General features: G+C 62.8%; 22 protein-coding genes. 12 read left to right on the top strand and 10 right to left on the bottom strand.

Translation table 11 applies throughout. From position 1 onward, the window contains the following. Nucleotides 1-87 precede the first annotated feature (87 nt). On the top strand, nucleotides 88-2,298 hold the full coding sequence (locus tag ACVZUB_RS01375; protein WP_482628090.1) for a hypothetical protein: 2,211 nt from the start codon (nucleotides 88-90) through the stop codon (nucleotides 2,296-2,298). Here ACVZUB_RS01375 and ACVZUB_RS01370 read toward each other — a convergent pair. Together ACVZUB_RS01370 and ACVZUB_RS01365 are read right to left on the bottom strand one after the other, a co-directional pair. After that, nucleotides 2,253-3,233: a Gfo/Idh/MocA family protein gene (locus ACVZUB_RS01370; protein ID WP_063315249.1), complete on the bottom strand. Its 981-nt coding sequence runs from the start codon at nucleotides 3,231-3,233 to the stop codon at nucleotides 2,253-2,255. The genes ACVZUB_RS01375 and ACVZUB_RS01370 overlap by 46 nt on opposite strands. Nucleotides 3,234-3,236: 3 nt before the next feature. Then, entirely contained in the window at nucleotides 3,237-4,337 is a 1,101-nt protein-coding gene (locus ACVZUB_RS01365; RefSeq protein ID WP_042950324.1) for a DegT/DnrJ/EryC1/StrS family aminotransferase, read from the bottom strand. Between the two features lie 110 nt (nucleotides 4,338-4,447). Between ACVZUB_RS01365 and ACVZUB_RS01360 the strand changes: the two genes are divergently transcribed. Then, on the top strand, nucleotides 4,448-5,164 hold the full coding sequence (locus tag ACVZUB_RS01360; protein WP_482628089.1) for a DapH/DapD/GlmU-related protein: 717 nt from the start codon (nucleotides 4,448-4,450) through the stop codon (nucleotides 5,162-5,164). A 58-nt stretch (nucleotides 5,165-5,222) separates the two neighbouring features. After that, nucleotides 5,223-6,242, top strand: coding sequence for a lysylphosphatidylglycerol synthase transmembrane domain-containing protein (locus ACVZUB_RS01355; protein WP_482628088.1), 1,020 nt, complete (start codon nucleotides 5,223-5,225; stop codon nucleotides 6,240-6,242). Between the two features lie 7 nt (nucleotides 6,243-6,249). Here the strand turns inward: ACVZUB_RS01355 and rfbB are convergent, their stop codons facing one another. After that, nucleotides 6,250-7,251: a dTDP-glucose 4,6-dehydratase gene (rfbB, locus tag ACVZUB_RS01350; protein WP_063315250.1), complete on the bottom strand. Its 1,002-nt coding sequence runs from the start codon at nucleotides 7,249-7,251 to the stop codon at nucleotides 6,250-6,252. 96 nt (nucleotides 7,252-7,347) lie between these two features. Between rfbB and rfbA the strand changes: the two genes are divergently transcribed. The 4 genes from rfbA to ACVZUB_RS01330 are packed head-to-tail and all read left to right on the top strand — an operon-like array spanning nucleotide 7,348 to nucleotide 10,868. After that, nucleotides 7,348-8,223, top strand: a complete 876-nt coding sequence (rfbA, locus tag ACVZUB_RS01345; protein ID WP_042447804.1) for a glucose-1-phosphate thymidylyltransferase RfbA — start codon at nucleotides 7,348-7,350, stop codon at nucleotides 8,221-8,223. 1 nt (nucleotide 8,224) lies between these two features. Next, entirely contained in the window at nucleotides 8,225-8,830 is a 606-nt protein-coding gene (locus tag ACVZUB_RS01340) for a dTDP-4-dehydrorhamnose 3,5-epimerase family protein (RefSeq protein ID WP_042921219.1), read from the top strand. Nucleotides 8,831-8,881: 51 nt separating this feature from the next. Beyond that, a complete protein-coding gene (locus ACVZUB_RS01335; protein WP_218695365.1) occupies nucleotides 8,882-9,973 on the top strand; it encodes a S1C family serine protease in 1,092 nt (363 codons plus the stop codon). Between the two features lie 34 nt (nucleotides 9,974-10,007). Next, nucleotides 10,008-10,868, top strand: coding sequence for an ATP-grasp domain-containing protein (locus tag ACVZUB_RS01330; RefSeq protein WP_218695364.1), 861 nt, complete (start codon nucleotides 10,008-10,010; stop codon nucleotides 10,866-10,868). On the opposite strand, the gene ACVZUB_RS01325 is transcribed toward ACVZUB_RS01330, so the two are convergent. From ACVZUB_RS01325 to ACVZUB_RS01310, 4 genes are read right to left on the bottom strand one after another with little or no spacing between them, the layout of a single operon-like run. Next, on the bottom strand, nucleotides 10,857-12,404 hold the full coding sequence (locus ACVZUB_RS01325) for an AMP-binding protein (protein WP_058038043.1): 1,548 nt from the start codon (nucleotides 12,402-12,404) through the stop codon (nucleotides 10,857-10,859). The genes ACVZUB_RS01330 and ACVZUB_RS01325 overlap by 12 nt on opposite strands. After that, complete coding sequence (locus ACVZUB_RS01320; protein ID WP_482628087.1) at nucleotides 12,401-13,639, bottom strand: thiolase family protein; 1,239 nt, start codon at nucleotides 13,637-13,639, stop codon at nucleotides 12,401-12,403. Before ACVZUB_RS01320 ends, ACVZUB_RS01325 begins: the two co-directional genes overlap by 4 nt. Beyond that, nucleotides 13,636-14,568, bottom strand: a complete 933-nt coding sequence (locus tag ACVZUB_RS01315; protein WP_218695363.1) for a fumarylacetoacetate hydrolase family protein — start codon at nucleotides 14,566-14,568, stop codon at nucleotides 13,636-13,638. The genes ACVZUB_RS01320 and ACVZUB_RS01315 overlap by 4 nt, the downstream gene beginning before the upstream one ends. A gap of 53 nt (nucleotides 14,569-14,621) precedes the next feature. Next, a complete protein-coding gene (locus ACVZUB_RS01310) occupies nucleotides 14,622-15,413 on the bottom strand; it encodes a cyclase family protein (RefSeq protein ID WP_051649531.1) in 792 nt (263 codons plus the stop codon). 209 nt (nucleotides 15,414-15,622) lie between these two features. Between ACVZUB_RS01310 and ACVZUB_RS01305 the strand changes: the two genes are divergently transcribed. Then, nucleotides 15,623-16,231, top strand: coding sequence for a TetR/AcrR family transcriptional regulator (locus ACVZUB_RS01305; protein ID WP_158170230.1), 609 nt, complete (start codon nucleotides 15,623-15,625; stop codon nucleotides 16,229-16,231). 13 nt (nucleotides 16,232-16,244) lie between these two features. Here ACVZUB_RS01305 and ACVZUB_RS01300 read toward each other — a convergent pair whose 3' ends face one another. The 3 genes from ACVZUB_RS01300 to ACVZUB_RS01290 are packed head-to-tail and all read right to left on the bottom strand — an operon-like array spanning nucleotide 16,245 to nucleotide 18,684. Next, complete coding sequence (locus ACVZUB_RS01300) at nucleotides 16,245-17,228, bottom strand: alpha/beta hydrolase (protein WP_030535811.1); 984 nt, start codon at nucleotides 17,226-17,228, stop codon at nucleotides 16,245-16,247. Nucleotides 17,229-17,247: 19 nt separating this feature from the next. Next, nucleotides 17,248-18,156, bottom strand: a complete 909-nt coding sequence (locus ACVZUB_RS01295; RefSeq protein WP_482628086.1) for a PIN domain-containing protein — start codon at nucleotides 18,154-18,156, stop codon at nucleotides 17,248-17,250. A gap of 54 nt (nucleotides 18,157-18,210) precedes the next feature. Further along, nucleotides 18,211-18,684: a GtrA family protein gene (locus ACVZUB_RS01290; protein ID WP_074447111.1), complete on the bottom strand. Its 474-nt coding sequence runs from the start codon at nucleotides 18,682-18,684 to the stop codon at nucleotides 18,211-18,213. 63 nt (nucleotides 18,685-18,747) lie between these two features. Between ACVZUB_RS01290 and dprE1 the strand changes: the two genes are divergently transcribed. The 4 genes from dprE1 to ACVZUB_RS01270 all read left to right on the top strand — a co-directional run bounded on the left by dprE1 (nucleotide 18,748) and on the right by ACVZUB_RS01270 (nucleotide 23,565). Next, a complete protein-coding gene (gene dprE1 / locus ACVZUB_RS01285; RefSeq protein WP_003943934.1) occupies nucleotides 18,748-20,181 on the top strand; it encodes a decaprenylphosphoryl-beta-D-ribose oxidase in 1,434 nt (477 codons plus the stop codon). Further along, nucleotides 20,178-20,939, top strand: a complete 762-nt coding sequence (gene dprE2, locus ACVZUB_RS01280) for a decaprenylphospho-beta-D-erythro-pentofuranosid-2-ulose 2-reductase (RefSeq protein ID WP_007731800.1) — start codon at nucleotides 20,178-20,180, stop codon at nucleotides 20,937-20,939. The genes dprE1 and dprE2 overlap by 4 nt, the downstream gene beginning before the upstream one ends. Nucleotides 20,940-21,029: 90 nt before the next feature. Continuing rightward, the gene (locus ACVZUB_RS01275; RefSeq protein ID WP_257233641.1) at nucleotides 21,030-22,883 is read left to right on the top strand and encodes a galactan 5-O-arabinofuranosyltransferase; all 1,854 of its coding nucleotides are present in this window, start codon (nucleotides 21,030-21,032) and stop codon (nucleotides 22,881-22,883) included. 73 nt (nucleotides 22,884-22,956) lie between these two features. Then, nucleotides 22,957-23,565, top strand: a complete 609-nt coding sequence (locus ACVZUB_RS01270; protein ID WP_003943927.1) for a TetR family transcriptional regulator — start codon at nucleotides 22,957-22,959, stop codon at nucleotides 23,563-23,565. Nucleotides 23,566-23,607 lie beyond the last annotated feature (42 nt).

The following is a 23,607-nucleotide window of genomic DNA, read 5'->3' as shown; positions in this document are numbered from 1 at the left end:
AGAAACAAGGCGCAGCCCAGGCTCCGAGAAAAAGAGCACGACCCAGGCTCCGAACAACAGCCATCGACTCGAAGACGAAAGCACATCGTGAAATCTGACTTACCGCTCGCACAACGCGTGGTGCCGCCAATTCTTCTCGCCGCTCTGGTGTCGATCGTCGCCGCCATCCCACTGATCTCCAATCGGTGGTTCTACTACTGGGACGACAGCGCAGCAGCTTTCACGCCTGGTTGGCACACGATCGGCCAGCGAATCCTGTCCGGGTCATGGCCGACGCTCATTCCCGAATTGTGGGCCGGCGGCAATGTCACAGCCGAAGCCCTTTACGGGACATACAATCCCGTGATCCTTCTGGATTCGGTTGCCATTGCACTCATTCCGAACCTGGGAATCGGAATCACCCTGGTCAAGATGCAATTCATGGCGATTCTCGCGGTAGGCGTTTATCTGGTGGCCCGCCAGTACGGCGCCAATCGGTCGATGGCTTTCATCGCCGGATTTGCCATGCCGTTCGCTGGATACACGCTCTATTTCGACGCCTCCAGTTGGGCGTCCGGGCTGATCGCCTTCGCCTGGATCCCCCACGTCTGGTGGTCTACCCGCGCCAGCGCCCTCGGCCGAGTGAACCCCCTGGTACCGATCGTTTTCGGCTATCTTGCGATGACCACCGGAAACCCGTACGGCGCTGTCGGTGTCGCGGTCGTCTACCTCGCTGTCATAGCGGAATGCATCGCAATCAAACGCGCAGGCAGCATCAAATCACTGATGATCAACGCGGCAGCGATCATCATGATGTCGCTGATCGTGTATCTACCGTTGCTCTTCACCACCGGCGTGTCGGTGCGTACTCAGTCCGGAATCGCGAACGACGGTTCGCTTCGACCCGATCTCGGTGACCTGCTCAACCTCTCCGGCCCGTCGAACCAGCCGTACGTCACCGCTTTCGCTTCGCCTGCCATGACGATTCCGCTGGTATACCTGGCTTGGTTCCTCATACCGCTCGCACCGTGGATTCAGTGGAAGTCACTGAAGAAGTTGGGCCGCCACAGCGTCTCGCTGTTCGTCTTCGGCGGAATTTACGTCGTACTACTTCTCGGACCGTCGAATCTGTGGCTTTTCCGTTGGCCCGCGCGACTGCTCGAGTACGGTCAACTGCCCGCCATCGTGGTCACGGCGGTCGCCCTCTCTGCCGGACTGCATCGTGATCGAATCCGGACAAGATCAATCATCACCGCGGGATTGTTGGCACTTCAGTTCTATCTTGCCTGGTCGAATGTCCCGGAAGACATCGGTATTCACTCGGCATCACTGATAATCACCGTGGTTCTCACCGTCTTCGCGTTGGTCGTGGCCTACCGAAAGCCCCGCTACCTCGCCGGTGCACTCGCTGTCGGCATCGTCGTCGTGCTCAGTGCTCAGACCAATTTCTGGTTCACCGGAAACTACAACGTGACACCGTGGAAGTTCCCCCGGCAGGTGGCATTCCTGGAGTCCAAGTTCGAGGACCGTTACCAGGGAACCACTTTCGCGATTGCCGACCCCGTCAACATCCCGCCGGACAACGAAACCGGGCAGTGGGGTGACCTCCTGTTCGGCAACGCCTGGCAGCCTGCCGGAGTCAATGCCGTCAACAGCTACGCCGGAATCAGCTACAACGATTTCGTTCAAGCACTGTGCTTGAACTACTACGGCGGCGTCCAGTGTCCGGACGGCGTCGACCGACTGCTCGCTGAATCGCCGGGAACGGGTGTGTCCTGGCTCGACGCGATGCGAGTCGACACGGTCGTCGTTCAGAATTCCGGACCGTACGGCGGAAAACGCGCCCTCGACGCCCTACCCGAGGGCGAGTGGACCGTATCGCCGGATCGGGTGGTCACGGTCGGCCATCGCACCACCGAGCATCAGTGGCCCGACGGTCGCGTATCCGCAGCGACGCCTGGTCTCGACGTACGTGGCGATGCCGCCGCTACGGACACCAGGGAAACCGTCGAGTACACCGGGTCCGGCACGGTTACATTCGCCCTACTGGCCTGGCCGGGCTGGACGGCGACTGTCGATGGTCAGACGGTCGAGACGAAGGCGAGCCCCGGCGGGTTGTTGCAGGTCGATCTACCGCCGAGTGCCACGTCCGGATCCGCCCTCACCATCGAATTCAGTCCACCCGGAAGCACTTTCGGCTGGACTGTCGCCGGCGTCGGATTACTCCTGGCACTGTCTCAAGGTGCCTGGGCCTTCCGACGCCGACGCAGCGGTCAGGACGACAACGCTGCAGCCAACGCAGATTCCGTCACCTCGTGAACCGCGCGGTGAGCGGGCAGAATCGACGCTCGCTCACCGTCCGCGTCACCGGTGCCCTGCACCAATCCGAGGAAATGCGTCAGCTGCGCGGCAAGCGGTTCCTCGCTGTAGCGGATCGTCGGAATTTCGATGACCGTCTGCTGCTGGTAGCCGTCCCGATCGGTGGGCATGTTGTCGTCGATGTGCCGGTAGATCGTGATGTCGCGACGCAGGAGATCGATCTCGATGAGTCGATCGGCCTCGAGCAACGACAGCTGGCGAATCTTGCGCTGACTGATCCGGCTCGCGGAAATCGTTGCAACAGCACCTGATCCGAAGCGCAATACGGCGTCGGCGCAATCTTCCGACCGGTTCTGCACGGACGTCGGGTGGAAGTAGCCGAACTCCCCTTTTGCCAAACTGGGTTCCGAGCCGGCAAATCCGATGGCAAGGTCGATATCGTGAATCAGCAGGTCCGTCGCGACACCCGTCGGAATGCGGGAAACGAACGGCGAGTGGCGGATACCGTTCACCTGCCACACATCGCCGGAGAACTCACGGGCGGTGCGGACAGCGGGATTGAACCGTTCGAGCAGTCCACACATCAGGGGAACACCGGACGCGCGCGAACGATCGACCAGGTCGACGCTCTGCTCGTACGTCGCAGCCAACGGCTTCTCCACCAGGACGGGCTTCCCCAGATCGAGAACCCGCCCGGCCAACTCGTAGTGCGCCGGCGTAGCGGCAGCGATCACGACGGCATCGATCTCGTCGAGGGAGTCGAAATCGGCGGCCCAACGCGTATCGAACCGCGCAGCAACAGCTTTGCCCTGCTCCTCGCGCGGCTCGATCAGCAGATCCAACTCGCACAGCGCCGACTGCGCGATGACCCGCGCATGCAGCGAGCCCATCTGACCGGATCCGACAAGAGCGATACGTGGCTTGCTAGCAGTCATTTTTCAGGCCTCCATGGCGCCGCGTACCGCGGCAACGATCTGATCGACGTCGCCGGCGGACAACGCAGCGTGGACGGGGATGCTCAGGCACCGGGACGCAACCGAAGTGGCCACCGGCGTCTCGTCGATGACGACGCGCGGATGTTCGCGGTAGCACTCGTAGTCGTAGACGGCCTTCGGGTAGTAGATGCCGCTACCGATGTCCTTCGCGGCCAGACGCTCACTCAACTGGTCGCGAGTGATCGGTGCGTCTTCGGCCAGCAGCAAGGTGAACTGATGCCAGACATGTCCACGACCGGACAGTTCGCTCGGCAGGATCAGTCCTTCGACGTCCTTCAGGCCGACACGCAAGGCCTCCGCATTCCGGCGGCGCGCCTCGACCTGCTGCATGTACGTCGCCATCTGGGGCAGAGCCAAGCTCGCCTGGAGGTCAGTCATCCGGTAGTTCTGGCCGACCATCTCGTACTGGTAGCGCGCCCGCATGCCCTGGTTGCGCAGGACCCGAAGTCGATCGGCGATCGCGTCGTCGTCGGTCGTGATCATTCCGCCCTCGGCGGTCGTGAGGTTCTTCGTTGCATAGAACGAGAAGCAACCCACACCGAAACTGCCGGCGCCTCGCCCGTCGTACGTCGCTCCGTGGGCCTGAGCGGCGTCCTCGACGACAGTCAGACCGTTTTTCGATGCCAGCGGCATCAATGCGCCCATGTCCGCCGACTGTCCGTACAGATGAACCGGCATCAGAACCTTCGTGCGGTCACCGATTCGATCGGCAGCGACTGCCGGGTCGATGTTGAAATCGGACTCGGAGATATCGGCAAACCTCGCGGTCGCGCCTGCCTCGAGAATTGCATTGAGGGTGGCCACGAACGTGAACGGCGTGGTCAGAACCTCGTCACCTGGCTGAAGATCCTGGACCTGAAGAGCCGCGATCAATGCGGTCGTGCCGTTGTTCACCGCCACCGCGTGTCGCGTTCCGACCAGCGCCGCGAACTCGTCCTCGAGCCGCTTCACCTTGGGTCCCTGCGCGACGATTCCCGATCGCAGAGTGTCCAGCACCTCGCGCTCGACTTCTTCCCCGAACGAGATACTGGATATCGCGATCACTGAGTTACCTCCGATAGATTCATCCGACCGTCGTCGGAACGAAATACCCCGACAACCCAGGAAGCGTATCGAAACACGATTCGATACTTCGAGAGGATTCCGGAACCTGCATGTCTGAACGAGCCGACTGCCACATCCATCCGACCGCCGTGATCGGCGCCGACGTACTGATCGGGGCGGGAGTCACGATCGGACCGAACGCGGTACTCACGGGCCCACTCGAGATCGGCGACGACTGCTGGATCGGCTCGGGAGCGGTCTTGGGAGCTCCCCCCGAGATCCTCGGCGCGTTACATCCGACGTCCTGGTCCGTCAGCGCCGGTCTGGGAATTCGAATCGGTGCTCGAACGACGATTCGCGAATTGAGCACAGTCCATCAGGGAAGCGAACGCCGCACCGAAATCGGCGAAGACTGCTTCGTGATGAACAGAGTGGGAATCGAGCACGACGTGCAGATCGGTGACCGCTGCGTCGTGTCCTCCGGTACGACGCTTGCCGGGCACGTCAGCGTCGGAGACGGCGTCAACCTGGGCATGCACACTGTCGCGCACCAACGCCGCATCATCGGCTCCGGATCCATGATCGGGATGGGAACCGTCGTGGTCAAGGACGTTCCACCCTTCTCGAAGGCATTCGGCAACCCGGTGTCGTTGAACGGTGTCAACCGGATCGGAATGAGCCGATCGGGTATCTCGGACGCGGACATTTCCGCAATCGAAGACCTCTACGCCGCCGGCAGCTTCGGCACGTCACCGGCCATTCCGGACTCGCTGTCGGAGGCCTTCACCTGGTGGCGGGAACGCGCCGACAAACCGCTCGTGGTTTAGCGAGACAAATCCTGGTTGGTATCGTCTGCGAAATGACGAACGGGCGGGATGCAGGCGCGTGAGTACCTCTCCCGAATCTGAACAACCGGTCGAAGACGTCGAACCGGCCGCAGAGCCGAACGCTGTACGCGGCCTTCTCGTCAACGGATTCAAGGTCCTCGTCACCCTCGCGATCGTCGTCGCGATCATCTTCGCGGTGAAGTCCCAATGGTCCGAGGTCAAGAACACGATCACCGAGCTGAACTGGTGGACGCTTGCCGCCTCGTCGGTGTTCATCTTCCTCGGTATGGGTGCCGCAGTGCGGGCCTGGCAGCACGCACTCGGCGCCCTCGAACAACCGATTCCGGCCTTCGACGCCGCTCGCGCTTATCTGGTCGGCCAACTCGGCAAGTACCTTCCCGGCAGTGTCTGGGCCTTCGTTCTGCAAACGGAACTCGTGAGGCGCGCCGGTGTGTCCCGTGCCGCAGGCTTTGTCGCAGTGCTGGTCACGGTGGGGTTGAGCACAACTTCGGCGCTGGTCGTCGGCCTCTTCGGTCTACCTGCCCTGTTCGAGGTCAGCACGGCGGCAGCGGTCGGCGTGATCATCCTCGTACCGATCGCATTGGTCTGCGCCTACCCGCCGGTGCTCACACGCCTGGTGAACCTTGCGCTGAAACTGCTCCGCCGCACGCCGCTGCACAAGCCGCTCACGATGCACAAGATTGCGCTCGCATTGGGCTGGTGCGCAGCAAGCTGGGTGCTCTACGGCATCCAGTTGTGGTTGCTCGCGTCCAGTTCGGCGGGCTTCGAAATCCGTGGGCTCGTCCAGTGCATCGGCGCTCTCGCCCTCGGTATGTGCGCGGGCGTCCTCGTGTTCGTCGTCCCGTCCGGAATCGGTGTCCGCGAAGCCGTCATCGTCGCAGCGCTTTCACCGTTCATGGATGCCGGCGTCGCGCTCGGCCTCGCACTGGCGTCGAGGCTGCTGTTCACCCTCTGTGAGGTCTTTGCCGGCGTCGTGGCTGCACTGTCGGGATCACGAGGCCTGCGCAATGCACTCGTGCACGAGCGCTCGCGGGTGCCGGACCCCACCAAAGCCTGACGTTCGGTCAGATCACTTTCTCGGCCGCTGAATACTGCGTCTCGACGCCGGCCTTCTGCGGACGCCACCACTGCTCGTTGTCGCGATACCACTCGACGGTGGCTTCCAGTCCGCTTCGAAAATCGCGGTACTGCGGCTTCCACCCAAGTTCCTGCTGTAGTCGCGTCGAATCGATCGCATACCGCAGATCGTGACCAGGGCGGTCGGTGACGAAGTCGAAATCGTCCGGCTTGCGTCCGAAAATTTCGAGCAGAGCCGCAATCACCCTCCGGTTGTCGGTTTCACCGTCGGCGCCGATCAGATAAGTCTCGCCGGACTTTCCGCGGTCCAGAATGTCCCAGACGGCGCGGTTGTGGTCCTCGACGTGAATCCAGTCGCGGACGTTGCGGCCTTCCCCGTACAACCGTGGACGCACTCCGTCGAGCAGATTGGTGATCTGGCGTGGGATGAACTTCTCCACATGCTGGTACGGGCCGTAATTGTTGGAGCAGTTCGAGATGGTCGCCGCGATCCCGAACGAGCGCACCCAGGCGCGCACGAACAGATCACTCGACGCCTTGGACGCGGAGTACGGGCTCGACGGGTTGTACGGTGTCGTCTCCGTGAACTTCGCCGGATCATCCAGTTCGAGGTCGCCGTACACCTCGTCGGTCGAAATGTGGTGATAACGGACCCCGTGCGAACGCACAGCCTGCAGGAGCGAGAAGGTTCCCATGACGTTGGTGCGCAAAAACGGTTCGGGGTCGGCGATGGAATTGTCGTTGTGGCTTTCGGCCGCGAAGTGCACGACTGCGTCGGAGCGCGAGACAAGATCGTCGACCAGCGACTCGTCGGCCACGTCGCCGTGGACAAACGTGATCCGGTCCTCGACGGACGCCAGGGACTGGCGATTTCCGGCGTAGGTCAGAGCGTCGAGAACCGTGACTTCCACGTCGGGACGCGTCGCCACCGTCTGATGAACGAAATTGGCACCGATGAAGCCGGCACCCCCGGTGACCAGTAGTCGCACGTCATCTCCTCAGGCTCATCGGACGAACCCCACTTTAGCGGCCGGGCGTGTCATGTCCGTTTGCGTCGGCAGGCAGGAGTGCAGGACACTGCACGCATGCGCGGAATCATTCTGGCCGGTGGCACCGGGTCGCGGTTGCACCCGATCACCCTCGGAGTGAGCAAGCAACTCTTGCCTGTCTACGACAAGCCGATGATCTACTACCCGCTCTCCACTCTCATGCTCGCCGACATTCGCGACATCTTGATCATCACGACCCCACACGACGCCGAACAATTCCGCCGGGTTCTCGGCGACGGCTCACAATTCGGCGTCAACCTCACCTATGCAGTGCAACACGAACCGAACGGCCTCGCAACGGCATTCACCCTCGGCGCAGAGCACATCGGATCCGACTCCGTGGCGCTCGTCCTCGGCGACAACATCTTCTACGGCCCCGGCCTCGGAACCCAACTCAGGCGTTTCTCCGACATCGACGGCGGAGCCGTATTCGCTTACTGGGTCTCGAATCCGACCGCCTACGGCGTCGTCGAATTCGACGACTCGGGTCGCGCCGTGTCCATCGAGGAAAAGCCGACGTCACCGAAATCCAATTACGCAGTCCCCGGCCTCTATTTCTACGACAGCGACGTCGTGGACATCGCACGCACTCTGAAGCCCTCTGCGCGTGGCGAATACGAAATCAGCGACATCAATCAGCACTATCTCGAAGCTGGCAAACTTTCTGTCGATGTCCTCCCCCGCGGAACCGCGTGGCTCGACACCGGCACACCCGATTCCCTGCTCGAGGCAGCGAACTACGTGCGGACCATCGAACACCGCCAAGGCCTCAAGATCGGTTCCCCTGAAGAGGTTGCGTGGCGTCAAGGATTCATCAGCTCCAACCAATTACGCACTCAGGCAGAAGCATTGGGCAAATCCGGGTACGGCAACTACCTACTCGAGCTGCTCGAGCACGGCAAGGAATGGTGACGTGGAAATCCGTCCACTGAAGATCGCCGGAGCTTGGGAAATTACACCGAAGCAGTTCGGCGACAACCGCGGTGTCTTTCTCGAATGGTTCAAAAGCTCCGCCTTCACCGCCGCGACGGGCCGCACTCTCGACCTCGCGCAGGCCAACTGCTCGGTCTCCGAAGCCGGTAGCCTCCGCGGGATCCACTTCACCGACAATCCGCCCGGACAGGCGAAGTACATCACCTGCGTGAAAGGTGCCTTCCTCGACGTTGTCGTAGACCTGCGCGTCGGATCACCGACCTTCGGCGAGTGGGATGCAGTGGTGATCGACGACGTCGATCGACGAGCGGTGTTCCTGGAGGAAGGCCTCGGCCACGCGATCCTTTCACTCGAAGACGGATCGACAGTGATGTACCTGTGCAGCATCGAATACTCGCCCCACCTGGACCGCGACCTCGATCCCTTCGATCCGGAACTCGCGATCGAATGGCCGAGAACAGACCGTAAGGGCAACCCTCTGACCTACGAGCTCTCCGCAAAGGACGCTGCCGCGCCGTCCCTGGCAACGCTCCGCGCGGACGGCATGTTGCCCGGTTTTGTGGCCGAAGATTCGCCGAATCGGTAATCTTCACCTTTCACGACTCGATGGCATGACACCGGCGGGACGGACGGCTGGATGACCAAACGTGCGAGCAGACGCGGCCTGTGGACGGCCGTCGTTCTCGCAGCCGGCCTCGGTGGTATCGCGCTGGTCGCACCGCCCCTGACTCCGGGAACGATCGAGTCCGCACCGGTCACCGTCATCACGACCACCCCACCCGCGCCGGTTGTTCCACTCACGCCGGAGGAGCTCTCGGCCCGGGTGGTCCCCACCATCGTCACCATCACGGCGCCGGCCGGATTCACCACCACTGCTGGGACCGGGATCGTGCTCTCCCCTGACGGAGTGGTGCTCACGAATCACCACGTCATCAGCGGAGCTTCGGACGTCACTGCCGTCAGCATGTCCAACGGGCTGATCTACGACGCCGAGATCCTCGGGTACGACAGCGTCAGCGATCTTGCCGTCCTTCGACTCGCGGGCGCTGACGATCTGCCGGTGGCTGTGGTCGGCAAATCAGCAGAAGCCGCTCGCGGGGACTCCGTCACCGCAATCGGAAATGCGGAAGGCGGCGGAGTACCCGTCCCTGCTCCCGGCGTCATCACCAACCTCGGTGTCACCGTCAACACCCGCAACGTGTCCGACGGATCGCGAAACCAGTTGAAGGGCCTCATCGAGGTCGACGCGGACATCCGGCCTGGCGATTCCGGTGGCCCCCTGGTCAACGCCGTTGGCGAGCTGATCGGCGTCAGCAGCGCGGGCAACGCCGTCACCGACCGCACCGAAACCTCACCGGCGCCTCAGTCCTACGCGATACCGATCGACACCGCACTACCGATCGTCGAGCAGGTACTCGGTGGCCGCTCCTCCGAGACCGTGCGTGTGGGACCGACACCCGTACTCGGTGTCGCGGTGAAGGATCACGCGGACATGCCGGCCGGCGCCGAAGTTGTTGCCGTGAGCTTCGATTCGCCGGCCGAGCGGGTGGGGCTGACCAAAGGTGCGGTCATCACCGAGTTCGGTGGCAGCCGGATCGCGTCGTCCGCTGATCTCAACGCGGCGATGAGCTCGCGCCGCCCCGGCGACACCGTCGCGGTGACGTGGGTGGACGCAACCGGGCAACCCGGGACCGGTTCGCTGGTCCTCGACGAGGGGCCACCTCGCTAGTCGTACAGGGCGCCAGCCGTGAAAGCATCGTGGCATGACCACGGTTCTCCTGCTCACCTGTGACGGCGCCGCCCGCGAGGCGGATGTCGAAAGCAAACTCGTCATGGATGCTCTCACCTCCTACGGCATCGCGTCGACGATGGCGCCGTGGTCGAGCCCGTCCCTCCTCGATATCGACGCCGACCTGGTTCTGATCCGGTCGACCTGGGACTACACCCAGCGCCTCGACGAATTTCTTGCCGTTCTCGATCAGCTGACCGCTCCGATCGCCAATCCACTCTCGATCGTGAAGTGGAACGCACACAAGGGATACCTCACCGAACTTGCCGCGGCCGGCGTACCTATCGTCCCCACCGCTGTGATCGCTGCCGGAAAGAGCGAAACACTCACCCTCCCTTCGTTCGAGGGTGCCGACGTCATCGTCAAGCCGGCAGTCTCCGCCGGCGCTGTCGGAGTGGGAAAGTTTGCCGCCGGGTCCGCGCAGGCCCACGCTCACCTCAGATCAATCCTCGAGAGTGGCAACGACGCGTTGGTCCAGCCATTCGTCTCGGACGTCGTCGACGGTGAGCGCTCGATCATCCACATCGGCGGACGCTACTCGCACGCTGTCCAGAAGATCCCGGCCGCCCACGACTTCCGCGTGCAGGAATTTCACGGCGGAACCAACCACCTCCACCAACCGTCCGCCGCCGAACTCGCGGTGGCCGACGCAGCACTGGCCGCGACCCCATGCGGCCCCGGCGAATTGCTTTATGCACGTGTGGACGTCGTGGGCCCGGTGGATCAACCACTGCTCATGGAAGTGGAATTGATCGAGCCAGAACTCTTTCTGCCATTCGCCCCTGGATCTGCCGACGCCCTCGCACGGGCAGTTGTCGCGTCACTAGGTCGGTGACGCGCCACGGAGTGCCTTCTTGTCGATCTTCCCCAAAGCAGTGAGCGGCAGCGCTTCCAGAATCGAAATCTCCTTGGGCGCCCAGATCGGACCCTTGTGCGATCTCACGTGCGCTATGAGTTGATCGGGTGTGACCGACCATCCCGTCTTCAGTACGACTGCGGCGGTAACAGCTTCTCCCCATTGAGAATCGGGGACACCGAATACCGCACATGCTGCCACCGCGGGATGATGTCCGAGTGAGTCCTCGACTTCGCGCGGGTAGACGTTGAATCCACCACTGATGATCGTGTCTTTGATGCGGTCGACGATCGAGATGAGCCCACTTTCGTCGATTCGAGCAACGTCGCCGGTGTGCAACCACCCATTCGCGAGCGCTGCAGCGGTTTGTTCAGGTTTGTTCCAATAGCCGTCCATCACGAGCGGACCTCGCACACAAAGCTCGCCGGGTACGCCCGTCGCCGTCTCGTTTCCCTGCTCGTCAAGCAACACCACTTCGACACCTGGCATCGCGCGCCCACAACTCCCCAAAACTGCGGGATCGTCCGTGTGCTCACGTGTATCGAGTACCGTCAACGCATTCGGGGCTTCGGCCTGACCGTAATGCTGGCTCAGGATCGGCCCGAACACCGCCCCTGCCTGCTCGAGCCTGGTGGGGTCGATGGGTGCAGCACCGTAAAGCATCCAGTTCAGCCCAGACAGATTCGCATCCGACAGGCGTGGATGGTCGAGTAAGGCATAGAGCATCGTGGGAACCACGAATGTAGCTGTGACTCCGCCATTTTCGATGGCGTCGACAACTCTGTCCGGGTCGAACGACCTGTGCAACTCGAAGCTTGCACCTCGCAGCAGACCGGGTGCGACGAGCAGACCGGCAGCATGAGACATCGGCGTAGTGAGCAGCATGGTGGTTTCAGCCGGCCACTCCCACGTGGTGCAGGCCCAGGCATTGGCGACCAAGGATCGGTCCCTGAGCATGACGCCTTTCGGCTCACCGGTGGTTCCACCGGTGTAGAAGAGATACAAAGCTCGACCCTGACCGCCTAAGCCTGAACCTATTCCCGCCGTACCCAATTCACACGCTGATTCGAGGGCTGACAGTGACATCACTCGAGTCTGTGCCGCTTCGGCGCGTACCTGGAACTGTCCGTCGGCAACCAACAGGAGATCGGTACCACTGTCTTTCAGCACCATCCTGTCGTTCTCTTCGGTCGCGAGCGGATGGAGTGCCGTGTAGCGCACGCCCGCCAGACACGCCGCGGCCATGACCGTGAATGCTTCAGGACACGGCCCCGCAAGCAGGGCGACCCCGGCTCCGTCCGGCAGAGCGAAGCTACTGAGGACACCTGCAATCCGCTCGATCTGTTCCGCAGTCTGCCAATATGTCAGCTCGGCCCGATCACCGTTCCGATCCGTGAATCGAAACGCGATGTGGTCTGGTCGGCGTCGCAGCGCCGACAGAATCAGATCCGCATATCCCGCTTGCACCTGCAAGCCTGGCGCCATCGGTTCATCGTTCATGATGTCCGCGTTCATCGTGGCCCTCCCAAGATCGTGACCGCGGCGACGGCTTCCTCGATGCCGTAGAGACCTCCGCCGTTCTCTGCGACCGCGATTCGAGCACCCGGAACTTGTCGCCGCCCTGCTTGTCCACGCAACTGCGTGACAAGTTCGAAGACCTGCGCCAGTCCCGTTGCCGAGACCGGATGACCACGGGACTCGAGCCCACCTGACGGATTGACCGGACGCACGCCACCCAACGAACTCGCACCGGACGCCGACCACGCGCCGCCCTCACCGATCGGGCAGAACCCCAGATTCTCGACCTGCTGCACTTCACCGAAGGCCGTGGCGTCGTGGACCTCTGCCACATCCACATCGCCTGGCCCGACTCCGGCTTCCTCGTATGCGCTCATTGCTGCACGGCGACCGATGTGACTCTCCACGTCATCTGCGGTCCGATCCGTGCCTGACACCAAGCTGCAACCGAGTACCTGCGCCGCCCGCCGAGAGGAATCGTGCCTTCGAGCAAAGTCCGCACTGGTCACAATGACCGCCGCTGCACCGTCACTGACGGGCGAGCACATCGGAACTGTCAGAGGCCACGCGACTCGCCTTGCGGCAAGCACCTCTTCGACGCTGAAGAGTTTGCGAAAGTGCGACCGCGGATTGTGCACGGAATGCGCATGATTTTTGGCTGCTACGGACGCGAGCTCGAACTCGGTGGTTCCGAATCTCTCCATGTGCGCCCGGGCAAGAGAAGCGTAGATCTCCATGAACACCGACCGCTCACCCTGCGATCCGAGTGCATCCGGCAGCGGAGCGGACAGCGAAGCAGGGCCCGCGAGCGTCTCGTCGCGATGCGCAACGTCGAGTGCACCGTCGAACACCTCCAGACTTCGAGCCGGATCCGAGCACACCAGCTTGTCCACCCCGACCGCCAACGCGACCTCGGACAGACCGGCGCGAACGTGGGCGATCGCCAGCCAGAGTGCAGTCGCGCCGCCGGCGCAGGCATTTTCGACATTGACGACCGGGACTCCCCCGAAACCGTATGGCCTCAAGGCAATCTGGCCTGGGATCATGTGCTGCCGGTCGATCGCCTTCTGGCTGACTGTCGCGTAGAAGACCGCACCGACGTCACCGCGGGTCAGGCCCGCGTCTTCAACGGCATCGATCGCCGCACGCCCCGCCAATTCCGAGGCCGCGGTATCCGCGTGCCGCCCGAAGAGAGTCGCGCCGACACCGAGAACCATGACTTCGCCGCTCACGCCACCACTCGATTCCTCAATACACCGAGGCCGGTGACCTCGAGTTCGACTACGTCTCCCGGTTCCAGGAACCGCCCGTGCTCCAAGCCGCATCCACTCGGCACGGTGCCGGAACAGAAGACTTCACCCGGGTACAGCCGCGTGGAAGTCGAAGCGAACGAAATCACGTCCTCGAAACGATGGTCCATGTCGGCGCTGGTTCCTCGGCTCACCTCGTCTCCGTTGATTCTCGCGGTCATCTCGAGTTGGTAGGGGTCACCGACTTCGTCGGCCGTCACGATCCAGGGCCCGAGGACATTCGCGTTCGAAAAGTCCTTGCTCTTACTGAGACCGAGTCCGGTGGAGATCTCCTCGAGCTGAGTATCGCGGGCGCTGAAATCGTTGAAGATGGTGTAACCGAAGATATGCGCAGGGGCATCCGCGCGTGAGATGTCGGTTCCACCGCGCCCCAGCACACAGGCGAATTCGAGTTCGTAATCGCGCAGGCTCGAGTACTCGGGCCACACGACGTCAGATTTGTGTCCGGTCACCGCCAATCGGTTCGCTATGTAATACAGCGGGCGCTCCAACTGGATCTTCGGCAGTTCGACGTCCTCGAGTGCGACCCCTTGAATTCGGGCGCGAGCGTTGCGGAAGTGATCCATGAAGCAGCCGAAGTCTCGGATCTGGACCGGCTGAGGAAGCGGCGACATCCAGCGCACATCACCTGCGTCGACGATTGCACTTGCCGGCGTCTCGTCTGCGAGCCGATCCAGGGTCTCCCGTGCCGCCGGACCACCTTCGATGATGGTTTGCATGGTTTCCAGTTCTGGAGCCGGTTTTCCCGTCACATCATGATGAGCTCGCTCGAGTAACAACAGTTGCTCGCCGCTGCCCGTCACCAGAGCCGTCTGCTGAGTCTTTTCGTATTCGACGGTCGCAAGTTTCACTGTGAGTCAATACCTTTCACTGAATTGTTCGTTAGGTGAGGCAGGAATTTTGCTCAGACGAACGCGACCACACGAGCCGGGGCAGCGCTGGCTCGCGCAAGCTTGATCGGGAAAAACGCCACGTGAAATCCCGAGGGCGGAAGCGCGGCGAGGTTCGCCAGTTGCTGAACGATGAATACTTCACGTTCGCGTCCGGCCCGGTGCCCGTCCCAGAGAACCGAGTTGTCCCCGGTGTCACGAAATTTCTGCGCCATGACTGCAAAGCTCAAGTCCCAGCCGGCAGCGTCGGTGCCCAGCACCTTCGCGCCTTGCTCGGCGAGAAACAGCGTGCCTTCGCGACTCATCCCTGGATACTGAAAGAACCCTGGATCAGCCAAGGTGAAGCTCTCTTGTCCGGTACGGAGCAACACGGCACCACCCTGGGGAACGGACGCACCGTTTTCCGCCAGGGCAGCTTTCAGCGCGTCCACCGAGATCGGCTGATTCGCCTCGCACCGGCCGCGCAGGTCGAGCACCACTGTCTCGCAGAACAATTCATCCAACGCGATGTCTGTGATCGTGCGAGAAGGCTTACCCTCCGAGGTTGATCCGTAGTGCAACGGCGCGTCGACGTGTGTGCCCAGATGGCTGTTGAACTCACTCAACATCTCCGATCCCCACCCCTCACCGTCCGGAAGATCATGAACTCCGCACTGCAGTGCTGCCGCGAACTCGTCGCGTCCGGCACCTGCGGGGTGCGAGTAGGTCACCGAGGGGGCAACGACGGAAGCCAGTGCCTTCAAACCCTCGGGGAGCAATTCCCGATCGGCCGGATCGAGAGTTCTAGTCAGATCGATGAGTTCCATGTCCGCCCATTCCGTTAAGTTATTGGACGCTCAGCATAGAACTGGACGATCAACATAGGCAAGAGGGTGTCGCGAGAGGAATACGGCCGGCCGATGGCCGGCCTCGTAGCATGAGTGCGGTGCGCAGGTCTCGGCCCCGACGGGCGCATCGACGTCACCGCGTGCCGGAATTGGCTGCACTCGAGAACGAAAGAAGGCAGGAACACCGAATGGCGTCGACACGCAAGCAGGAGATTTCCGAGGAAACCAGACGGCGACTGGTGAAAGCCGCGGCCGAACTGGCTGCCGAAGGCGGGTCGACCGCGATGTCCGTACAAGCCGTGGCAGAAAGATCCGGTATCAGCAGAGGGTCCGTGGCCTGGCACTTCGGATCGAAGGACGGGCTTCTACGAGCCGTCGTCGAGGACGCATTCCGTTGGGGCATGGAAAAGCTACGCGCAGAGTTGGCATCATCCTCCGCGACTGGAATCGAAGCATTGATCGAAGCCAACTTCGTACTGATGTCATACCCCGAGGCACGAATTTTCTCGACCATCTTGATCGAAGCCGTGATTCCCGGGTCCACCATCCGCGAGACCTACGCAGAGCAGTACGTCGCAATGCGAACGCTGTACGCGGACTACCTGCGTTCGATCGACACCCCGGTCACCAATCCGGAGTTGGTTGCCGTCACCCTTCTGGCCGGCACTCTCGGGATCAACCTCCAACATCGCCTCGATCCCGACAACGTCGATCGACGTTCAGCAGTAACCGAGCTCGAATCGATCTATGCCCGCGCGATGGCACCTACCACAACGTCAGGACACGAGAATCCCTAACCGGACCGGAAGTTCAACTTCCCGAACAACTTTCGCCCGCGACCTGGGGCGGGACCGCATCCAGCCTGGCGCGAATGAACCTGGCAACGTCACGTAGCGCAGCCCGGCTCTCCGGCAAGCCAGGCCAGACGGCGGGAAACGCGTGAACCTGGCCGTTCCAGATCTGCAGCGAGCACGGCACCCCCGCGGCGGCGAGCCGTTGCGCCATCACCTCCGAATCGACTCTGAGCACCTCGGATTCGGCGGCGATCAGCAACGACGGCGGCAGAGCGGCCAGATCGCCGTCGACGGGTGAGTTCGTCTGTCCGCCAAGCTTTCCGATCGCCATCAATGCCGACACCGGGGCGATCACGTCGCGTCGAGCGTTGGCGTGGACTGATTTGGTGGTGCAATCGAGATCGAGGAGAGGTGAGAGCCCGACAAGACCGGCCGGAACCTCGAGCCCCGCGGAAACAGCTGCAAGTGCCGTCGCGAAAACCAGGAAGCCTCCGGCCGAATCGCCAACGAAGACAACCTTTTCCGGCAAGGCTCCCTGTTCGAGGAGCCACCGGTATGCATCGAGACAGTCGTCGACGGACCCGCTGATGCTCGTGCTCGGCAACTGTCGATATGCGATGTGCAGGACCGGAAGGCCGGTTCGCTTGGCGATGCTTGCAACGACCGGCCGATGCGTGTTGAGCCCGCAGCACATGAACCCGCCGCCGTGCAGGTAGAGAACAACACCGTCGCGCAGATCAGCCGTCGAGCCTGCCGTCCGCACGAGTTCACCGTCGAAACCTGGAAAGCGAATCGCTTCCCGATCGATCCCGGACGGAATGCGTACACCCGCGGCCGAGTCCAGCACTGCGGCGCGGCGCATGGCGCCAGGCGTCAGCGGCGCGATCCCGACCACGGGCCGAAGCATCCATCGGCACGCGTTGTAGAGGACCTGCGATTCGATACTCGGCCTGCCGTATCGAGTTCCGGTCCTTCGACTGACTGTCGGCAACAGAGACATCTGTCCAGATTAGAAGCGATCAGGCACCGAAGAGGTCGACTTCGTCGAGATCGTCGACGATCGTGACCTTTCGTTTCCGCCCGCCGATGACCTTGCCCAGACCGCGCAGTCCACCGGACTGAGCTTTCGGGGCGGGTTCGATGCGCTGCGGCGCAACTCTCGTCCGCGCTGCGCGCTGAACAGGCTTGGGGGCGGGGGCTGCTGCAGGTGCCGCGGGTTCGGGAACCTCGGCTGGAACCACCGCTTCCGGCTCCACGAAGCCCTGAGCAACCGGGGCCTCGGGCGCGACCTCAGCGGCTTCCTCGACCTCCGCCACTTGCTCCACCTGCACCGGTCCGTCGATCACCGGGATGTCCGACGCCCAGCGAACCCGATACTCCAGACCGCGCGACGCCAGCTCACGCGCGAGATCGCCGTGCCAGACCCCGTCTCCGCCGTCGCCGTATGCCCGTGCGTCGGAGCTCACCCAGATGACGTCGACGCCCGGGTTGCGGTCGGCGAGATCGAGCACGGTCAGCCAGTTCAGCGTCGCCGGATATCCGTCTCGCTTCTTCTTGTCGGTATAGGGCCGACGCAGCGAGATCGCCCTCTCGGCCACCTCGAGATGCGAAACGTCGACTGGATCGACCACTTCGACGCCGATCGCCACGAGGTCTTCGATCACGTCGTCGACGTAGCCGTCGGCCTTGTCGTGAGCCGCGTCGACGAACCTCGTGAGGTCGCGCCGCAACCCCAGTCGGTCGTACATGCGCGCCTGGACGCTCAGGGCCGCGATCATCTCCGCCGATTCCTCGCGGTAGCGACTCGCAACCTCGAGGACGACCAATCGCGGCACGACGACGCGGTGTCCGAGTGCGCGAGCGTCGGCGATGGCAGTGTCGAACCGTGCGCCCCTGGTCAGGGCCGAAGAATCGAGAACGATGATCATGGGCTCGATTCTCTCTCGAGAAACCGGACGAATGCGCTAATCCACCCCGAACCGTTACTTGATCTTGAAGATCACTGCCCGCTGAACGATGAAGTTGATGACCGTCGCGGTGCCCTGCGCGATGACGAAGGCCAGCGGTGTCCGCCACCAATGCTCGTCGAAGACATGGACCATCAGTTCGTTGAGTCCGACCTGAACCGCAAAAGTGACCGCGTACAGCGCGACTACAGCGATGAAGCGGGCGCGAGAAGGCTCGGCCTTGAACGTCCACCGACGATTGATGAGGTACGCCGTCGTGGTGCCCGCAACGAAGCTCAGCGATTTTGCGGCGACGCGCGGCAACCCCAACGCGAGGAGCAGCACATACAGCCCGTAGTCCACGACCGCCGACAGCCCACCCGTCGCGACGAACCGGACGATCTGCGTTTTCAGGTCCAACGCGTCGTCGGCGATGTCCGTCGTGACAGGAATCTCGACGGGCAGCGGGACGTGGGGTTCGTGCTGGTGACTTGCAGGTGTTTCGGGCACGACGACGAGAGTAACCACTCGAGTCGGAGCCGTCGGCACTACTCCCAGGTAACCTCTACCTTGATGTCCACGACAGCAGAAGAGACGCCGCAGCCGGCTCTCCACACCCAAGCCCGCACCCTCACCGGTTGGGGACGCACCGCCGCCACCACTGCACAGGTGCTGTCCACCCCCGACGTGGAAGTGATCGCCAACGCGGTCGCCCAGGTTGCGGAACAGAACGATTCCAAGCCCTCGCATCTGCGACGCGGCGTCATCGCGCGCGGCCTCGGCCGCTCGTACGGTGACCCAGCGCAGAACGCCGGCGGCCTGGTCATCGACATGAATGCCCTCAGCCGCATTCACCGCATCGATCGCGACACCGCTCTGGTGGACGTCGACGCCGGCGTGAATCTGGATCAGCTGATGAAGGCTGCTCTGCCGTTCGGCCTGTGGGTTCCGGTCCTGCCGGGTACTCGTCAGGTCACGATCGGCGGCGCCATCGGCTCGGATATCCACGGCAAGAACCACCACAGCGCGGGCAGCTTCGGCAACCACGTCGTGTCGTTGGATCTGCTGACGGCCGACGGCAAGGTTCGCACGCTCACCCCCAAGGGCGGGCGCAACGACCCGAAGGCCGCACTGTTCTGGGCCACGATCGGCGGCATGGGCCTGACGGGCATCATCTTGCGGGCAACCATCAAGATGACACCGACCGAGACGGCGTACTTCATCGCCGACGGCGACGTCACCAACAGCCTCGACGAGACCATCGCGCTGCACAGCGACGGCAGCGAGGCCAACTACGAGTATTCGAGCGCCTGGTTCGACGCGATTTCCGCGCCCCCGAAGCTCGGTCGTGCGGCAGTCTCGCGCGGATCTCTGGCGAAGCTCGACCAGCTTCCGGCCAAGCTGCAGAAGAACCCGCTCGCCTTCGACGCACCGCAGTTGCTGACGTTCCCCGACGTCTTCCCGAACGGGCTGGCCAACAAGTTCAACTTCACCGCGATCGGTGAGGTCTGGTTCCGCAAGTCCGGCAAGTATCGCGGCAAGGTCCAGAATCTGACGCAGTTCTACCACCCGCTCGACATGTTCGGTGAGTGGAACCGCGCGTACGGATCCAACGGATTCCTGCAGTACCAGTTCGTGGTTCCGCCGGAGGCCGTCGACGAGTTCAAGAAGATCATCGTCGACATCCAGCGCAGCGGGCACTACTCGTTCCTCAACGTGTTCAAGCTCTTCGGCGAAGGCAATCAGGCGCCGCTGAGCTTCCCGATCCCGGGCTGGAACATCTGCGTCGACTTCCGCATCAAGCCGGGCCTGAACGAGTTCGTCACCGAACTCGACAAGCGTGTCCTCGAATTCGGCGGACGCCTGTACACGGCCAAGGACTCGCGGACGTCCGCGGAAACCTTCCACGCCATGTACCCGCGCATCGACGAGTGGATCGCGACGCGCCGCAAGTACGACCCCACAGGCGTTTTCGCCTCCGATATGTCCAGAAGGCTGGAACTGTGATCAACGCTGTAGGTAACCCGCAAACCGTTTTGCTTCTCGGTGGAACCTCCGAGATCGGCCTCGCCATCTGTGAGGAATACCTGAAGAAGGCGCCGCTCCGCGTCGTTCTGGCGGCACTCCCTGGCGATCCGGGACGCGAAGCTGCGGTCAAGCAGCTCGAAGCGAAGGGTGCCACCTCGGTGGAGCTCATCGATTTCGACGCCGTTGATTTCGAATCGCACCCGAAGGTGATCGACCAGGCGTTCTCGAACGGTGACGTCGACGTCGCCATCGTCGCCTTCGCACTGGACGGTGACTCCGAAGAGCTGTGGCAGAACCAGCGCAAGGCCGTTCTGGTGGCAAACGTCAACTACACCGCTTCCGTCTCGGTCGGTGTTCTTCTCGGCGAGAAGATGAAGGCTCAGGGCTTCGGCAAGATCATCGCGATGTCGTCGGTTGCCGGCGAGCGCGTCAAGCGTGCCAACTTCGTCTACGGATCCACCAAGGCGGGCCTCGACGGTTTCTACCTCGGACTCGGCGAGGCTCTCGCGGAATTCGGACCGCAGGTCACCGTCGTTCGCCCCGGCATGGTGCGCACGCAGTTCAGTGCCCACGTCAAGGAAGCTCCGCTGACGGTCAACAAGGACATCGTCGCGAAGCTCGCTGTTGCCGCCTCGGACAAGGGCAAGGAAATCGTCTGGACTCCCGGCCCGTGGCGCTTCGTCATGATGGGTCTTCGCCACGTGCCGCGCCCGATCTTCCGGAAGTTGCCGGTTTAAGCTCCTCCCGTGCCAGAAACAACAACTGCTCCGAGTACAGACCTTTCGACCCCGTCGCCGTGGCGTAATGCCGCGGCGACGGTGGTGGAAATGGCCCTCGGAGCGCTGGTCGCCGCTGTTGTAGCCGCTGTCGGGCTCTTTGCTTTCGGCCGAGTGCAGTGGCCGGCGTTCACCTCTTCCAATGTCACGCAGGCAGTCACGACGGTGCTGCAGGTGCTCTGCATCGCAGTGGTCGGTGTTGCGGTTCTGATGTTCCGCGCCCGCAAGGCCGAGCGGGTCGCAAAACTCCTCTCGTGGGCCGGGCTCTCCGGCTTCGTCACCACGACGCTCGGACTTCCCCTGGCCGCGACGAGTCTGTATCTGCACGGCGTCTCGGTCGATCAGCAGTTCCGGACCGAGTACCTGACCCGGCTGACGGATTCTGCTGCGCTGCAGGACATGACGTACGTGGATCTGCCGCCGTTCTACCCGGCCGGCTGGTTCTGGATCGGTGGACGCGTCGCGAACCTGCTGGGAATGGACGGCTGGGAAGCCTTCAAGCCTTATGCGATCGGCTCGTTGGCTGTCGTCGCCGTCGTTGCACTCGTGTTGTGGACCAAGCTGATTCGACGCGATTGGGCCGTCGTCGCGGCATTGGCCGTCACTGCCGTCGTGTTGGCGTACAACTCCCCCGAGGCGTACGGCGCCGTCATCAACCTCCTGATCCCGCCAGTGCTGATCCTCGCGTGGGGCGCATTGGACCGGCCGGGGGCATCTCGATTTGCCGGAGCCGGCGCAATACTCGGGACGGGCCTGTTCCTCGGTTTCGCCGCAACGGTCTACACGCTCTATCTCGGATTCGCCGCGTTCGCAGTGACTCTGATGGCCTTGGTTGCCGCAGTACTTGCCGCACGCGCCCAGAACACGTGGAAAGCCGCACTGGGATCCCTCGTCAGGCTCGCCGTGATCGCGGTGATCTCCGGCCTGGTGGCTCTGACCGTCTGGACGCCGTACCTGCTGAAGGCACTCTCTGGTGCCACCGCAGAGTCCGGCACCGCAATGCACTACCTCCCCGATTCCGGTGCGGTGCTGCCCTTCCCGATGCTGAGCTTCACCCTCGTCGGCGGACTGTGCCTACTCGGCACGATCTGGCTGATTTCGCGGTTCCTGTTCTCCCGCCGCGCCCGAGCACTCGGTATCGGTGTCATTGCCGTGTACCTGTGGGCATTGCTGTCCATGACGTTCACCGTCGCCGGCAGTACGCTCCTCGGTTTCCGACTGGAGCCGGTCCTGATCGGACTCCTTGCCGCCGCCGGTGTGTTCGGTTTCTTCGAGTTCGCCGGTTGGATCGTGCTGGCCACCAGCGAAAATCCTCGCGTCAAAGCGGTACTGGTTGCACTCGGTGTCATCGGAGCCATCGCCTTCGCGCAGAACATCCCGCAGGTGCTGGCGCCGGATATCGCTGTGGCATACAGCGATACCGACGGCAACGGCGAGCGCGGGGACAAGCGACCCCCGGGTGCCGAAGCCAATTACGCCGACATCGACCGGATCATTCGCGAGCAGTTGGGACGCGAACCCCATGACACGGTGGTCCTCACTGCCGACATCGGCTTCCTCAGCTTCTACCCGTACTTCGGCTTTCAAGGACTGACGTCGCACTACGCGAACCCGCTCGCCGATTTCCGTGCGCGCGCTGCGCTGATCGAGCAGTGGTCGGAACTGAAGACGCCTGACGAACTGATAGCTGCGCTGGACTCGGCGCCGTGGCGCAGCCCCGACGCCTTCGTCTTCCGCCAGGGCGCCGACGGGTACACGCTGCGGTTGGCAGAGGACGTCTACCCCAACGACCCGAACGTCCGCCGCTACACGGTCACGTTCCCCAAGGAACTGTTCGACGATCCTCGTTTCACCGTGACCGAGCAGGGGCCGTTTGTGGTCGTTACCCGCTCTGACGCAATCTAACCAGGAGATACGTCACAAAAGGCTTACCGTCGGGGTCGTTGACGCGACCCCGACGCACCCCTAGCTTCATACCGTGCCCCGAACCGATGCCCGAGCGGCGATGATCGATGCAGCCGAGCGTCTGGTTGCCGAGCGAGGTCTGGCCGCTCTGACTCTTCGTGATGTTCAGACCGAAGCCGGGCAGGCCAACAAATCGGCTGCGCAGTATCACTTCGGGTCACGTGAAGGTTTGCTGGCGGCCGTCGTCGAGTCCAGAATGCGACCTGCCGGTGAGCGTCGTCGTGAGTTGCTCGACACGATCGATCTCGACGCGAATCCACCGACGATGCGTGCCCTCGTCGAGGCTCTCGTCCTGCCGTTGGCGGAACAGACCATCTACCGCGAGGGCACGTTGTACGCGCGGTTCCTGGTGCAGTCGATCTTCGACCCGGCGATGTCGTCGACTATCCGTGACCACATGCAGGCCGAGAGTTTCCGCGAAGTTCAGCGGCGGATAGTCGCTGCGTCCTCGTTACCGGCAGAGATCGCCGAACTTCGGGCAGGAACTCTGACCGTGCTCACCGTCGTCACTTTTGCCACGTGGGAAGGCCGCGTCGACAGCCGCGAACGTGCTCACGTGATCGTTGCCGACCTGATCGAAAGTTGCCTCGGAGCACTCTCGGCCCCGGCTGCGCAAATCTGACACGCTGTCCGGCGAGTTTGTTTCCGAAACTGCCGGGGTACT

It is taken from the genome of Rhodococcus sp. OS5, from assembly GCF_056837585.1.
Note: the sequence above shows the minus strand (reverse complement) of the source record. Positions and strands in the feature narration are given on the sequence as shown.

What these genes read in the sequence shown, in the direction of transcription:
- ACVZUB_RS01330 (WP_218695364.1), top strand. Translation starts at nt 10,008, where the DNA reads ATGACCACGGTTCTCCTGCTCACCTGTGACGGCGCCGCCCGCGAGGCG.
- dprE1 (WP_003943934.1), top strand. Translation starts at nt 18,748, where the DNA reads ATGTCCACGACAGCAGAAGAGACGCCGCAGCCGGCTCTCCACACCCAA.
- ACVZUB_RS01370 (WP_063315249.1), bottom strand. Translation starts at nt 3,233, where the DNA reads ATGACTGCTAGCAAGCCACGTATCGCTCTTGTCGGATCCGGTCAGATG.
- ACVZUB_RS01295 (WP_482628086.1), bottom strand. Translation starts at nt 18,156, where the DNA reads ATGATCATCGTTCTCGATTCTTCGGCCCTGACCAGGGGCGCACGGTTC.
- ACVZUB_RS01310 (WP_051649531.1), bottom strand. Translation starts at nt 15,413, where the DNA reads ATGGAACTCATCGATCTGACTAGAACTCTCGATCCGGCCGATCGGGAA.
- ACVZUB_RS01300 (WP_030535811.1), bottom strand. Translation starts at nt 17,228, where the DNA reads ATGTCTCTGTTGCCGACAGTCAGTCGAAGGACCGGAACTCGATACGGC.
- ACVZUB_RS01335 (WP_218695365.1), top strand. Translation starts at nt 8,882, where the DNA reads ATGACCAAACGTGCGAGCAGACGCGGCCTGTGGACGGCCGTCGTTCTC.
- ACVZUB_RS01325 (WP_058038043.1), bottom strand. Translation starts at nt 12,404, where the DNA reads ATGAACGCGGACATCATGAACGATGAACCGATGGCGCCAGGCTTGCAG.
- ACVZUB_RS01275 (WP_257233641.1), top strand. Translation starts at nt 21,030, where the DNA reads ATGGCCCTCGGAGCGCTGGTCGCCGCTGTTGTAGCCGCTGTCGGGCTC.
- ACVZUB_RS01360 (WP_482628089.1), top strand. Translation starts at nt 4,448, where the DNA reads ATGTCTGAACGAGCCGACTGCCACATCCATCCGACCGCCGTGATCGGC.
- rfbA (WP_042447804.1), top strand. Translation starts at nt 7,348, where the DNA reads ATGCGCGGAATCATTCTGGCCGGTGGCACCGGGTCGCGGTTGCACCCG.
- ACVZUB_RS01305 (WP_158170230.1), top strand. Translation starts at nt 15,623, where the DNA reads ATGGCGTCGACACGCAAGCAGGAGATTTCCGAGGAAACCAGACGGCGA.